Annotated in this window: 10 protein-coding genes; 5 read left to right on the plus strand and 5 right to left on the minus strand. The window is 45.3% G+C overall.

What is annotated here, in order from left to right; genetic code table 11:
• Window positions 1–117 precede the first annotated feature (117 nt).
• The 3 genes from MHN02_RS05075 to MHN02_RS05085 all read right to left on the minus strand — a co-directional run bounded on the left by MHN02_RS05075 (window position 118) and on the right by MHN02_RS05085 (window position 5,306).
• Complete coding sequence (locus tag MHN02_RS05075) at window positions 118–1,686, minus strand: tryptophan halogenase family protein (protein WP_239244892.1); 1,569 nt, start codon at window positions 1,684–1,686, stop codon at window positions 118–120.
• Window positions 1,687–2,003: 317 nt separating this feature from the next.
• Entirely contained in the window at window positions 2,004–3,386 is a 1,383-nt protein-coding gene (cysG, locus tag MHN02_RS05080; protein WP_239244895.1) for a siroheme synthase CysG, read from the minus strand.
• A 129-nt stretch (window positions 3,387–3,515) separates the two neighbouring features.
• A complete protein-coding gene (locus MHN02_RS05085; RefSeq protein WP_014948201.1) occupies window positions 3,516–5,306 on the minus strand; it encodes a DEAD/DEAH box helicase in 1,791 nt (596 codons plus the stop codon).
• 305 nt (window positions 5,307–5,611) lie between these two features.
• On the opposite strand from MHN02_RS05085, the gene prsT reads away from it, so the two are divergent.
• A complete protein-coding gene (prsT, locus tag MHN02_RS05090; RefSeq protein ID WP_239244898.1) occupies window positions 5,612–8,386 on the plus strand; it encodes an XrtA/PEP-CTERM system TPR-repeat protein PrsT in 2,775 nt (924 codons plus the stop codon).
• Window positions 8,387–8,498: 112 nt separating this feature from the next.
• On the opposite strand, the gene MHN02_RS05095 is transcribed toward prsT, so the two are convergent.
• Window positions 8,499–9,353 carry an ion transporter gene (locus tag MHN02_RS05095; RefSeq protein WP_061439458.1) on the minus strand — a complete coding sequence of 285 codons (855 nt, stop codon included), beginning with the start codon at window positions 9,351–9,353 and terminating at the stop codon, window positions 8,499–8,501.
• Between the two features lie 210 nt (window positions 9,354–9,563).
• Between MHN02_RS05095 and MHN02_RS05100 the strand changes: the two genes are divergently transcribed.
• Window positions 9,564–9,716: a hypothetical protein gene (locus MHN02_RS05100; RefSeq protein WP_014978274.1), complete on the plus strand. Its 153-nt coding sequence runs from the start codon at window positions 9,564–9,566 to the stop codon at window positions 9,714–9,716.
• 135 nt (window positions 9,717–9,851) lie between these two features.
• Here MHN02_RS05100 and tolC read toward each other — a convergent pair whose 3' ends face one another.
• Window positions 9,852–11,249 carry an outer membrane channel protein TolC gene (gene tolC / locus MHN02_RS05105; protein ID WP_014978275.1) on the minus strand — a complete coding sequence of 466 codons (1,398 nt, stop codon included), beginning with the start codon at window positions 11,247–11,249 and terminating at the stop codon, window positions 9,852–9,854.
• Between the two features lie 296 nt (window positions 11,250–11,545).
• Between tolC and nudF the strand changes: the two genes are divergently transcribed.
• Genes nudF through MHN02_RS05120 form a run of 3 tightly spaced genes read left to right on the plus strand, consistent with a single transcriptional unit; the run spans window position 11,546 to window position 13,409 of the window.
• Window positions 11,546–12,172, plus strand: coding sequence for an ADP-ribose diphosphatase (gene nudF / locus MHN02_RS05110; RefSeq protein ID WP_014978276.1), 627 nt, complete (start codon window positions 11,546–11,548; stop codon window positions 12,170–12,172).
• Window positions 12,173–12,213: 41 nt separating this feature from the next.
• Window positions 12,214–12,609 (plus strand): DUF1249 domain-containing protein, encoded by a 396-nt coding sequence (locus MHN02_RS05115; protein WP_014978277.1) that lies wholly within the window; start codon window positions 12,214–12,216, stop codon window positions 12,607–12,609.
• The gene (locus tag MHN02_RS05120; RefSeq protein ID WP_014975632.1) at window positions 12,606–13,409 is read left to right on the plus strand and encodes a metallophosphoesterase; all 804 of its coding nucleotides are present in this window, start codon (window positions 12,606–12,608) and stop codon (window positions 13,407–13,409) included. The genes MHN02_RS05115 and MHN02_RS05120 overlap by 4 nt, the downstream gene beginning before the upstream one ends.
• The last annotated feature ends 19 nt before the right edge of the window (window positions 13,410–13,428 follow it).

The raw sequence follows: 13,428 nt of genomic DNA on the forward strand, positions 1-13,428 counted from the left end.
CTCAATAATTGATCACTCATTTTGTGAGTATGCGCGTGAAAATGAAAAAAACAAGGCAAAGGCTATTTTGAAGCCTTTGCTTTGGGTCGTGCCAGCCCATTACCCTAGCAGAGGTCGTCAATAGTGCATTGAGAGACCTTGGGACTGTGCTACTTGATTCAAAAACTGTCGATTAGTGGGTAAACCACTGAGTTGTTGCTGAATACTTTGTACATGTTTTGCGTAGGCCTGCCGCTGTTCAGGAGTGTGCAAATTGGCTTGATAGACATCATTGTACTGCGACCTGAATCCCATGCCGTATAGAACAAACAAATAGCTGGCCGCGGGGAACAATTCCTCACGAAGTTCAAAATCAGATGAAATAGGGCTGCGGCTTTTCCACAGGGTTAGCCAATCTTGTAACTGGGTGGAGCAGCTCTCTTGGTTCCGCATATCACGCCAGTACGCAGAAGCTTCACGTTCACTCAACACATAATGAAGCTTTAGGAAGTCGACTATTCTTTCCCATTTTTTTTCGAAAGCCTGATTAAACTGTCGACCAGCCGCTTGGCATTCTTTATATGTTCTAGGCAGTTGTTTTGCTATGTGGGTGGCAGATAATTCAATCATGACAAGCGCCGACGCTTCCAAAGGTTCTAGGAAGCCAGCAGAAGTGCCGATGGCGACACAATTCTCTACCCAAAGCGTTTTACGGTAGCCCGGTGAGAATGTGATCTTTCTCGCTTTGCTAACATCCACATCAGCGGTTTTCTTGTCGTGCTTTAAGTAGGTCTCCAGTGTTGCTCTTGCTTCATCTTCACTGCAATGCGCCGAGCTATACACGTATCCCACACCTTTTCTCGAAGGCAAACCAATGTCCCAAATCCAGCCACTGTCTTGAGCTGTTGAGTGTGTGGTAGAGGCAATATCAACTGAGCTGTCAACGTAGGGAGCTTGGATTGCGATAGCACTGTCGTTGGCCAGTACGTTGGAGCAAGGTGTTAAGGGGACACCATAGTGCTGACCAATTAACCTTGCCGCAAAGCCTGTACAATCTATGAATAGATCACCAGTAATATTACCGTGTTCACGACCCACTATTGCAGCAATAGGTTCTGAAGATGAGCCAACCACATCATCCACATGATCCACAATATGTTGAACACCTAAAACCGTTGTCGCGTGCTTTTGAAGTAGGGCTGCAAACTTGTTTGCGTCAAGGTGATAACCATAGTTTGCAATGCCAGCATACGCAGGCGTTTGACGCTGCTTGGGTGCGAGGTGATGGTCGCATAACGCGGCCTGGGAACATACAGCATGTGCTAAATCTTGCTCTGCTGCGTAGCTTTGCCACCATGCCGCAACGTCGCTTTCAAAGTACCTAAATGGTAGGCTGAAAGGGTGGTAGTACTGATGTTCAACGTTGTCTGAGCGCCAATTGTGAAAACTGGTACCTTGCTTAAAAGACGCATTGCACTGGGCTAAAAAGGTTTCTTCACTGATACCAATTTTAAGAAGCGTACTGCGCATAGTAGGCCACGTCCCTTCGCCTACACCCAATATACTGACATCTGGTGACTCAACTAAGGTGACACTAATATTGTCATCGTGCTTGTGCGTTACAGCGATGATTGAAGCGGTTAACCAGCCAGCGGCACCACCACCTACAACAACAATACGACGAAGGGGGCTATTCGCTTGATGCATATTTTTCCCAAAGCCTACTTTATGAAAATAAAATGTTAACGATTTGGTTTTTCTTAAATGTATATTAAATGAGGCTTAAATGTAAGTGGAAACGTTTACATAATTAGTCGGTAGTCAGGAAATAACGCAATTAACTACGAGTGCAGGCAGCATTGTTTACTGCCAATAATACACAGGGAAATTACTGGGGCAGATGTTGGTAGTCGGTTGGGAAATTGCGGCAGAGCAATGTTGAAGAGGAGGTAAGTAGAAGCCGACGTTCTTAAGCGGAAAGCTGGTACAGAGCCCCTTTATTTACACAAAGGGGCAGGAAGGGATTATTGGTACCAGTTTAGTTCGTCACGTAAACTAACAACTGAACCGACGATAATAAGTGTAGGAGGCTGTAATTGCGCCTCTTCTTGCTTAGCCACAATATTACTCAGCGTGCCTGTTAGTACCGCCTGCTTTTCGGTAGTCGCCGATTGAACTAAAGCGATAGGCGTTTTGGCATCAAGACCGTGTTCAATGAGCTTTTCGCAGATAATCGGCAAGCCTGTCAAACCCATATAAAACACAGCGGTTTGATTCTTCTGTGCAAGGGCAGGCCAGTTGAGGTCGATGGTGCCATTTTTTAGGTGACCAGTGGCGAATACCACAGACTGGGCGTGATCGCGATGAGTAAGTGGAATGCCAGCATAGCTAGACGCCCCGCTTGCGGCGGTAATGCCGGGAACTACCTGAAAGTCGATGCCGTGCTGAATAAGTGTTTGAATTTCTTCTCCACCACGTCCAAATATGAATGGGTCGCCGCCTTTTAAACGCACCACTCGATTGCCTTTTTTAGCTTCATCAACCATTAGTTGGTTAATGTCGTTTTGAGGAAGCGTGTGATTGCTTTTGGCCTTACCCACGTAGATTTTCTCAGCGTCACGACGTACAAGCTCAAGAATTTGCGGCGATACTAAGCGATCATAGACTACCACGTCGGCCTTTTGCATTAAGCGCAAGGCGCGAAAGGTAAGAAGATCGGGGTCGCCAGGACCTGCTCCTACCAAATACACTTGCCCTTCTACTTTTTTGTCCTGAGCCGCGGCTTGCAGTGCTAATTCGAATGCATCATCGGCTTTGTTGTCTTGGCCCTTTTCAACCATTTCAGCAATGTCACCATCGAGCACGTCTTCCCAAAAGTATCGACGAGCGGTAACGCCATTAAGCGTTTGTTTTACTTTTTCGCGGAATTTTTCAGAAAATGCGCCAAGTCGACTTAAGTTAGCAGGCAGTACAGTCTCTAACTTTTGACGTAAATAACGAAGCAAAACAGGCGCTACACCACCACTACTCATAGCAATAACGATAGGAGAGCGGTCAACAATAGAGGGGGTGATGAATTGGCAAAGCGGCGTATTGTCCACCACGTTCACCAACACTTTGTTAGCGCGCGCTAAGTCGTGAATATGTTGATTAACATCGCCTTTATCTGTGGCAATGAAGACCATATCTTTATGGGTGAGATCACTATTTTCAAACTCTCGTTCAATAAGTGTTACTTTCTCATTTTGCGCCAATTGCTTCACCGTATCGCAAACCCAAGGCGCCACCACGGTGATGGTCGCAGGTGTCTTCATAATAAGCTCTAGCTTACGGGCTGCTACTTCACCAGCCCCAACAATTAGAACATTGAGTTTTCTGGCGTCTAGGAATAACGGAAAGTAATCCATAAAGGTTTTCTTAGCTTCAAATACAAAAAAAGAACTGACACTATTTTGCGCCAATTCTTTTTAATTAGAAAACAACGAAAACAGCCTTTATATTGCTATTAGTTATATAAAGGCTGAATGTATTGCTATTTAGTTCTTACGCTTACGGTTTTCGCGATCTCCGCGATTAGGGCGGTCTTCACGATTGCCGCGAGGCGCTCTGTCACCACGGTTACCACGATCGCCACGACCTTTAGCCGGCGGTGTATCTGACCATTCGCGAATATTCAAACGCTGACCAGCAACACGGGTGCCCTGTAGCGTATCGCGCGTTTCCTTAGGCATACCTTCAGGAAGGTCTACCGTGCTGAAGTTGTCATAAATTTCGATAGCGCCAATGTGCTTCGAATTTATGTTTGCTTCATTAGCAATAGCGCCAACGATATTTCCAGGCTTCGCACCATGTACGTGACCTACTTCAATGCGGAAGCGCTGCATGCCTTCTTCAGGCTTGCGGTTTCCCCGAGGTACTCTTGGCTTTCTCTCACGACCATCACGGTCACGTGAGTTTCTCTCGCGGCTGTCGCGCTGAGGCTTGCTGTTAATATCTGGACGATCTGATTCTTTAAGAATTAACGGTTCGTCGCCTTGCGCAATTTTAAGCAGTGCCGCCATCAATACTTCAGGGGACGCTTCGTTTTCTTCTTTAATCATCTCAACAATAGGCATTAGTGATTCAATGCTATCGTCTTGGGTTGCTTCGGCAACTGATTGTTTGAAGCGGCTTAAACGTGTTTCATTAATTTCACTAATTGAAGGAATTGGCATTGCTTCAATAGGCTGCTTGGTGGTTTTCTCAATAGAGAACAACAAGCGCTTTTCGCGATGAGAGATAAATAGGATCGCATCACCTTGACGACCAGCACGACCAGTACGGCCGATACGGTGTACGTAAGATTCGCTGTCGTACGGAATATCGTAGTTAATAACGTGGCTTACACGCTCAACGTCAAGACCACGGGCTACAACGTCGGTAGCGACAAGGATATCAATTTTACCCTGTTTAAGTTTTTCAACGGTGCGCTCACGAGCTGCCTGAGGAATATCACCGTTTAGTGGTTCTACATCGTAACCACGAGCAGAGAGTTTATCTGCTAGTTCAACCGTAGCGGTTTTCGTACGTACGAATATGATCATACCGTCGAACACTTCCACTTCCATGATACGCGTTAGCGCTTCAAGCTTGTGGTGTGGTGCAATTTGGCAATAACGCTGGCGAATAGTGCTAGCTGTACTTACCTTAGACGCAATTTTAACGTGCTTAGGGTCTTTCAAATAACGCTGAGTAATTTTCTTGATTGGACCAGGCATAGTAGCCGAGAACAGTGCGGTTTGGCGCTCTTCTGGTGCGTGGCTAAGAATAAGTTCAACGTCATCGATAAAGCCCATACGAAGCATTTCGTCAGCTTCGTCTAGCACTAAGAACTTAAGTTCGCTTAAGTCTAGCGTTTTGCGCTTAATGTGGTCGATGATACGGCCTGGTGTACCTACAACAACCTGAACGCCGCGCTTAAGTTGGCGAATTTGGTTGTCGTACGACTGACCGCCGTATACTGGAAGTACTTTAATTTTTTGACTAAAGCTCGCATAAACCTGAAACGCCTCTGCAACCTGAATAGCTAGTTCACGGGTTGGGGCCAATACCAGTAATTGCGGCTTACGTTCTTCAGGATCGATATTTGCCAACATGGGCAGGGCAAACGCAGCGGTTTTTCCTGTCCCTGTCTGTGCCTGACCGAGTAAATCGTGCCCTTCAAGTAAAAGAGGAATACTCTCAGCTTGAATAGGAGACGGTTTCTCGTAGCCAACTTTTTCAAGGGCTTGTAAGATAGGTTCTGGTAAATTGAGGTCTTTAAATGTCATGTCGACAGTTGTGGTCATTAAGGATCCTGGTGCATTAAGTAAGGAGGGTGCGGCATACGATTAAACCGTACTTTTTCGGTTTATTATCGCAAGACGCTATACAGCGATGAACTGGCCTTTCGGGCGAGTTTATGAAGCGTATTCGTAGCGTATTTCGCGATATGCTTGCCAGCAGTGTTGCAAAAAACCATATTATATTCGAATAATGGCAAGGTTGCCACGAAATTGCACAGTTTAGATGAAATAATAGACAGTACACCATGCGCTATTTTCAATGTGTAGCGATGTGACAATAAAAAGTTGAGGTAGGGCAAGGAATTACAATGACAAAAATGAAACCCAATACATTACTTAAAAGCACAACGTTAGCGGTGATGCTGACCAGCGCGCTTTTATCTGGATGTAGTGAAAAATCAATGGAAAGCCATTTGGCAGATGCAAGGAACTACGCCTCTTCTCAACAAATCGACGCCGCCATTGTTGAATATAAAAATGCCATTCAAAAAGCGCCCGATGCCGCAGCACCGCGCTTCGAACTTGGCAAGCTGTACTTGCAGGAAAGTAATTTTTCAGCTGCTGAAAAAGAACTCAACAAGGCAATGGAACTTGGGCATCCTGTTAGCCAAGTTATTCCTCTATTGTCGGTCGCTTACCAACAGTCAGGCGCAGAAAATGCGCTGGCCGAAGTAGATTATCGCGCAGAAGGGATGTCAGCAGTTGAATCAGCCGAAGTGGGTTTTTATAAACTACAGGCTTTAATGCAGCTAGGTAAAAACGAAGAAGCTCAAACGTTACTGGCTGATTTATCCACCCTAGATACGAGCTCAGTCTATAAAGGCCTTATTGACAGTTATGCCTTTGTTTTAGACAACGACATGGATGGAGCGCTAGCCGCCACTGAGAAGCTGCGAGAACAAGCCCCCACCAATAAAGACGTGCTACAACAGCTAGCAAAAATTTATCTTCAAAAAGGTGAGCCGAGTAAAGCTGCCGAAGTCTACGGCGTGTATGTGAGTCAGTATCCTGACGACGTAACCAGCAAATTTGCCTATGCAGCGCTACTGATTGAAATAAGAGAGCTCGACAAAGCAGAACCTATTGTAGATGACTTGTTGACCTTAAATGAAAACCATCCGCTGCTTAATACCTTTAAAGGCATCATTGAGTCGGCCAGCGAAAATTATGCTAAGGCCCTCGAACACTTGGAAATTGCCATTCAAAATGGAAGAAGTGATCAGGTCGTGCGTTTGGTTGCGGGCTTCAGTGCATATCAAATACAAGACTTTGAAGCGGCACAGCGTCACCTGACAATGGTGGCTTCTAGTCTTCCTGATAATCACCCTGGTCTTCGTATGCTGGCAGACAGCATGCTGCAGCTCGGTGAAAATGATGAAGCGCTTGAAGTATTAGCGAGGGTAGAAGGCGAGCAAGGTATTGATGCCGCACTATTCTCTAAGGCGAGTTATCAGCTTTTAAAAGACGGTAACGTGGTCGGTGCACAGCAAATGGTGGCAAAGTCTGAAGCGGTGAGTACCACAGCAGAAGATTTATCTCGTTTAGGTGTTTTGCAGTTGTCACTAAATGATATTGATGGCTTAGTTAATCTTGAACAAGCCGTAGAGCAGTCGCCAGAGTCTGTGACGTCACAAGCCACATTACTTCGCGCCTACATTGCTACTAGTCAGCTTGAAAAGGCAAAAAGTGCGGCGAAAGAGTGGCATGAAAAGTCACCTGAAACTGCAGCTCCGCTTATTTACCTAGGAAATATTGCGACGGCAGAGGGAGCCTACCAAGAGGCCGCCCAATATCTAGATAAAGCCAGCGAGCTAGAAGGTGCAAAGAATGAGGTGTTTTACTCTCGCGCTAAATTACTGGTAGCCGAAGGTAAAAACGATAACGCGATTTCCTTTGTTCGCGCCTTTATTGATAAGAACCCCGCCGATGTACAGGCGCTAGCGCTTTGGTTTGCCCTTGCAACGGAAAAGGGGAACGCACAGGACGTTATCAAGCATACTCAAACACAGTTCAACACCAATAAAACAAATCTGAACTTAAGACTTCTTCTTGCAAGAATGTACTCGTTAAACAGTCAGCTTGATAAAACGGTTTCGCTTTTGTCAGATGTAGAAGGTAATGAAGCGTCGCCACAAGCGTTTTGGAACTTAAAGGGTCAAGCGCTTATCGCCACCAACAACGTAGAAGACGCGACAGCGTTTTTTGATCGTTGGCTATCGTTTTACCCGCAAGATAAAAATGCGGTATTGGGTAAGTTGTTGATTGTCGACTCTCAAAAGCAATTTGATCAGGGGCTGACGTTAACCAATAAGGTGTTGGCTAAACGCCCTGATGCACAGTTAACCTTATTGAAAGCTTACTTTCACAGCCGACTTGGGCAGGCTAAACCTGCATGGGAAATCATTAATAGCACGGCCGATGATGTTAAGGCTCTGCCTTTTGTTAGAGGCGTAATAGCGCGCTTACATCTTATCGATAAAGCGCCTGAGCAAGCTGTAGAGCATGCCAAAGCCGCCTATGACACTACGCCTAACTCAGATAACGCTTTGTTGTTGATAGCGGCGCTTGAGATGTCGGGTAAAAAAGCTCAGGCATTTACGTTTCTTGAAAAACACGTTCAGGCGCACAGTAACGACATTCCAAGTGCCATGCTGTTAGCAGAGCGTCAAATCGGCAAAGACAGAGCAGCAGCCATTAAAACCTATGAGCAGGTGCTAACTAAAACACCGGATAATTTTGTTGTCTTAAACAATTTAGCGTATTTGGCGTTTGAAGATAAAAACCTTACTCGAGCCGAAGAACTCGCTAAAAAAGCTGTATCGCTGCAACGTGAGAACGCTGACGCAGTAGATACGCTAGCGCAAATTTATGTTGCTAAAGGTGATAAAGCCGCCGCCCTCAAACTGTACGAAGAAGTTTCTGCACGTCCTATTGCGAACGACGATGTGTATTTAAATCACGTGAGTGTATTGCTTGAACTCGATAAAAAAGCGCTTGCCTCGCGCAAGCTAGCAAGTCGAGAGTTTAAGTCTGAAGCTGCAAAACAAAGGGCTGAGTCGCTTAAGCAGCAGTACGGGATTTAGGCTCGTATAGCTTATTATGCCTTAGCTTTAATCTAAACCTTCCATTTGCGAGAAACTAAAAAGGCCACATCACTGTGGCCTTTTTCAATTGCGCTATTCGGATAGAACGCACTTAGCTGGTTTTGTTTACCGTGCTATTTTGATTATTAGCGGCAAGCTGTGCCTTTAGCTCTCGTAGTTCTTTCATTACATCTTGAAGGGTTGGCTCTACGTTTCCTTGTGCAATTTGCTCTTCCAGTAAAGCGGCTTCTTTTTCTGCTCGTGCTTTTTCGTTTTCTCTTTCCATCACGTTCACCACGATCCCAATCACCATGTTCAAGAACGCGAACGCAGTAAAGAAAATAAAGGTAAGGTAGAAAATCCAGCTTAGCGAGTAAACCTCCTGAGTCTCGTACATTACATCGGTCCAATCTTCGAATGTCATAATTCTAAAGAGCGTTAGCATCGAGATAGTGATATCGCCCCACAGCACGGGATTGATGGTTTCGAATAAAGTACTGCCTATAGCTGCGTAAATGTAGAAAATGATAAACATCAACAGCATGACATATGCTAATTGGGGCAGTGCTTTAACCAAAGAAACTAATAAGATCCTGAGCTCGGGAATGATCGAAATCATACGCAATACGCGGAACACACGCACCAAACGGGCGATAAGTGCCAGTTCGGTATCGTCTGCCGGAATGAGACTAATAACCACAATCAGTGTGTCAAACCAGTTCCAAAAGCTCTTGAAAAAGTAGCGTTTACGTTTTTCAGCCAAAAATCGTATGGTGATCTCTGTCAGGAAGAATGCACTGATAAACCAATCTAAGAATAACGTGACGGATGACATGCCTGCTGGCAATTCATAGGTTTTGGCACCTACGAGAAGCGCTGAAATAACGATAACGCTAATTACAAAGGCTTCGAACCATTTATTGGCTCGAATGCGCTCAAATTTATTTTGAAGTTCAGAGGCTTGCATTTCTATTTATCACTCAAAGAAAAACCAAATAACCAAAGGGCTTGTGGTAAGCGCGATTGGCGGTATACTAAATAATCAGTAGTGCTGAATAAAGGCACTTATTGCTTACAAATGTAGGGGCACAAAAGGCGTTTTAAAACCTGTGTCGCCACACGTGACCTAAACGTTTATCTAGCCAAATACATAGGCTTAAAAATAAAGGGCATAATCATGGATGATGAATTACAGTTGTTGCAAGAGAAATTGCATATCGTGGCTGAACGCCTATCTAATTTCGCGCCAACAAAACAAAATGCTGAAGCCTTGCGCGCAGAATATCGCCAACTGCTCAGTGCACTAAAAAGATTTACGCCCGCGGCGTAGCATTCCTTTCTCATCACCGTTTGGATAGAGCCTGCTTTTGCTATTAACTAAGTAAAACTAGTAGGCATAAAAAAGGGCAGCATAGGCTACCCTTTCATTCTTTTGACAGCGCTTGGCGCAATCAACTACTCAATGTTAGCCATTGGTTTTGGTTTCTGCTGGCTTAAGACCACGGTTGATCATAGCCACATCTTCACCTGTCAATGTACCTGCCGCTTGCTTAAGCGTAACCACTGACTGAATAAAGTCATAGCGTGCGCCCGCAAGGTTACGACGTGCATCAAACAAGTTACGGGTGCTGTCCAATACGTCAACAATAGTACGTGTACCGACATCAAAGCCCGCTTCTGTAGCTTTAAGTGCGCTATCTGCAGACACCACTGACTGCTCAAGAGCACGAATAGTAGAGATAGACGCTTTTACGTTATTAAACGAGCTACGAACTGACTGTACCGTTTGACGATACGTCTGCTCTGCGGCTTGGCTGGCCGCTACGTAGTTGTACTTCGCTTGCGACGTTTGCGCGCTTACGCTACCGCCTTGATAGATTGGAACGTTCAGCGTAATGCCAATTGATTGGTTATCCAAGTACGGCGTTTCATACCCAAACGGTGTGGTAGAGCCGTCATCATTTAATATTTCAGCATCAACATCATCTTTCGAGCGACCGTAGCTGCCAGACAGTGATAATGTTGGCAAGTGACCAGAGCGCGCAATAGCAATATCTTCTTTTGCAACGTCCATGGCCAAACGGTCAACTAATAGAGCAAGGTTTTGGTCCTGTGCGGTCTCTAGCCAGCTGTCTACAGTTTCTGGTACTGGCATAGTCGCAGAGAAATTCTCTGTATTTAGACCGAAAAGACGATCGTGATACTTGCCGGTAATAACACGAAGTGCTTCAAGGGCAAACTCAAGCTGGTTTTTCGCTTGGATTTCCTGAGCTACTGTGCTGTCGTAGTTCGCTTGTGCTTCGTGCACGTCAGTAATAGCCGTTAGACCTACCTCGAAGCGCTGGCGTGTTTGCTCAAGCTGACGTTCAATGGCGCGTTTTTCAGCACCTACAAATTCTACGTTGTCACGAGCGCGCAATACGTCAAAGTAAGCTGTAACCGTACGCACGATAACGTCTTGCATACTAGCAGCAAGTTGTGCATCGCTTTGCTCAGCTACTTTCTCTGCGCGGTCTAGACCCAACCAGTTTGCGTGGTCGTATAAAGACATTGAAAGTGATAAACCGTAGTTAAGCGTGTCTACTTCAGTATCTGTTGTGAATACTTGAAGGCCGTTGTCACCAGCCGCTTGTTGGAAGCGTTCTGATTCAGATTGGGTGTAACCCACAGAGCCAGAGATTTGGGGTAGTAGGCTTGCGCGGCTAAGACTGATTCCTTCGAACGCAGCATCACGTTGCGCTTTCGCTTGGTTTACCAATGGATCGTTCGCCAGTGCTTGTTGATATACCTGCATTAGGTCATCGGCTAGCGCACCAGTTGTCATCGAAACACCGATAACTAGCGACAGAAGTGTTCGTTTCATGCTTACGTCTTCCTGTTGTGTTCAAGTTGCGTCGTCGTTTATTCGTTGAGACGACTTATTAAAACCAAGTGTATGAAAATTCAACCACAAACCGAAAGTCCAAACTCGTAACAGTATTCGATTAACTGTAACAGAATATGTGATCTACCCACGCAATTATTATAGTAATAGACGACTTGTAATATGAGTTTTCTGTTATTCGCTCACACGCCGTATCGCATTTTTCATGCGTATACATGGTTGGTGTGTAAATGTACTATGTATGATAAATCTATTTGAACCATAAGTGTCAGCAAATGAGCAAGGAATTCCTTTCATTTACCTCAAATGACGTCGAAATCACCGACATTAGGCCAGTGTATCGTGGTTTCTTTACCATGAATCAGTATCAATTTAAGCACAAGTGTTTTAATGGAGAATGGAGCGACACGGTCACGCGAGAAATATTTGAACGCGGTCATGCGGTTGGAGTCTTACCCTACGACCCCGTTCTCCAAGAGTTCGTGCTAATTGAGCAAGTTAGAATTGGGGCATTAGCCACATCTTCAAGCCCTTGGTTAATAGAAATTATCGCGGGCATGATCGACAAAGGAGAAACACCGGAGTCTGTATGCCATAGAGAGTCGATGGAAGAGGCAGGTATTACCCTAGATAAATTAACCAAAGCGCTGAGTTATTTATCGAGCCCGGGCGGCACGACCGAAAGATTACACATTTTTATAGCAAAGACTGATGCTAGCCAAGCGCAAGGCATTCACGGCCTAGAAAGCGAGTCTGAAGACATTAAAGTACATCGAATAAAAGAAAATACCGCCCTTGAATGGTTGGAAAATGGCCATATTGACAACGCCGCAGCGGTAATTGCGCTACAATGGTTCTTTATGCACAAAACACAACTTCTGGAGCAGTGGCAGACATCGTGATACAACGCAATCAACGAAAATACGTACCTCATCTTCCTACAATGCAGGCGCTTTGCGAACTGAACTATTCCCATGTTCTGAGAATTTTGCCTGATTGCGATACGGAAGATTTGAGCTATGAATTTTCGGTTGGTGTCGGCCTGTCTTATGAAATACGTATTGTAGAGTCTGCTCGCTACACCAGTACGTTAAGCATTAAGCAAACCACTAAAGATATGCCCTCATATTTAACGCCCAGCATGACGGTGCGCTTATATCACGATGCGCGTATGGCAGAGGTTATTAATAGCCAAAATACGGGAGCGCTTGAACCGTCGTACGAGTATCCGAATTTAAAAATGCGCCAGCGTAACGAAAAGCACATGGTGAATATCTTTTTAGCTGAATGGCTAAACTTCTGTTTGCAACACTCCTCAAACGTTACTTCTGAAGCGTGATAACACTCATTCAGCTAAGTGATTGCCACTTACTAAAAGACAAAGATAAGACGGGATATGCGGGCATCGCGCCCTATGATTCACTAGCACGCGTGCTTTCTGATATCCAAAATTACATTGTTCAAGAAGTTGCCAGTGAGCCAGAACAGAGAGCAAAGCACCAAGTAGTCGTGCTGGTTACTGGGGATATTAGCGGCGATAATTCCCCTGAGAGCTATCAGCATTTTATTGCATTGATGGAGCAACATATTGAGCCAGCAAATATAGAATGGTTTGTGCTGGCGGGAAACCATGACAATAATCCGTACTTCGAAAAGTACGTTGGCAGTCGGCACTTACAAAACAATGACTCGTTAAGCTTGTGCAATTGGCAAATACACGGCATGGATACCCGCGCTACAAGTAATATGCATACGGCAGCGGGGGGAGTAAAAGAAAGCGATATACAGGCGCTTGAGCAATCGTTAACTACGTCGCCGCAGACAAATCATCTTGTTGCGCTTCATCATCACATATTGCCTTCAAACAGTTGGATGGATAAGCACTCTTTGGTTGATGCTCAGCGGTTAGTATCGCTTACAGATGAATATCCGCAGATAAAAGCCTTCCTACACGGCCACGTGCATTCGCCGTTGCGCCAGCAGATAGGAAAACACAATACGCCTTCTTACGGCAGCCCTTCTACATGTTGGCAGTGGGAAATGCGGCCCGAGTTTGGTGCTAGCAATGAAGCGCCGGGGTATCAGGTGATGAGTTTAATGGGTGATGGCACGGTAAACGTTACCGTTGTTAGGGTTTAGCTCAGTCGAGCTTGGCTTT

This window comes from Alteromonas sp. CNT1-28 (assembly GCF_022348345.1).
Taxonomy (GTDB): Bacteria; Pseudomonadota; Gammaproteobacteria; order Enterobacterales; family Alteromonadaceae; genus Alteromonas; species Alteromonas macleodii.

Coding starts and splice junctions, on each gene's coding strand:
- prsT (WP_239244898.1), top strand. CDS start 5,612: ATGACAAAAATGAAACCCAATACATTACTTAAAAGCACAACGTTAGCG.
- cysG (WP_239244895.1), bottom strand. CDS start 3,386: ATGGATTACTTTCCGTTATTCCTAGACGCCAGAAAACTCAATGTTCTA.
- tolC (WP_014978275.1), bottom strand. CDS start 11,249: ATGAAACGAACACTTCTGTCGCTAGTTATCGGTGTTTCGATGACAACT.
- nudF (WP_014978276.1), top strand. CDS start 11,546: ATGAGCAAGGAATTCCTTTCATTTACCTCAAATGACGTCGAAATCACC.
- MHN02_RS05115 (WP_014978277.1), top strand. CDS start 12,214: ATGCAGGCGCTTTGCGAACTGAACTATTCCCATGTTCTGAGAATTTTG.
- MHN02_RS05095 (WP_061439458.1), bottom strand. CDS start 9,353: ATGCAAGCCTCTGAACTTCAAAATAAATTTGAGCGCATTCGAGCCAAT.
- MHN02_RS05100 (WP_014978274.1), top strand. CDS start 9,564: ATGGATGATGAATTACAGTTGTTGCAAGAGAAATTGCATATCGTGGCT.
- MHN02_RS05075 (WP_239244892.1), bottom strand. CDS start 1,686: ATGCATCAAGCGAATAGCCCCCTTCGTCGTATTGTTGTTGTAGGTGGT.
- MHN02_RS05085 (WP_014948201.1), bottom strand. CDS start 5,306: ATGACCACAACTGTCGACATGACATTTAAAGACCTCAATTTACCAGAA.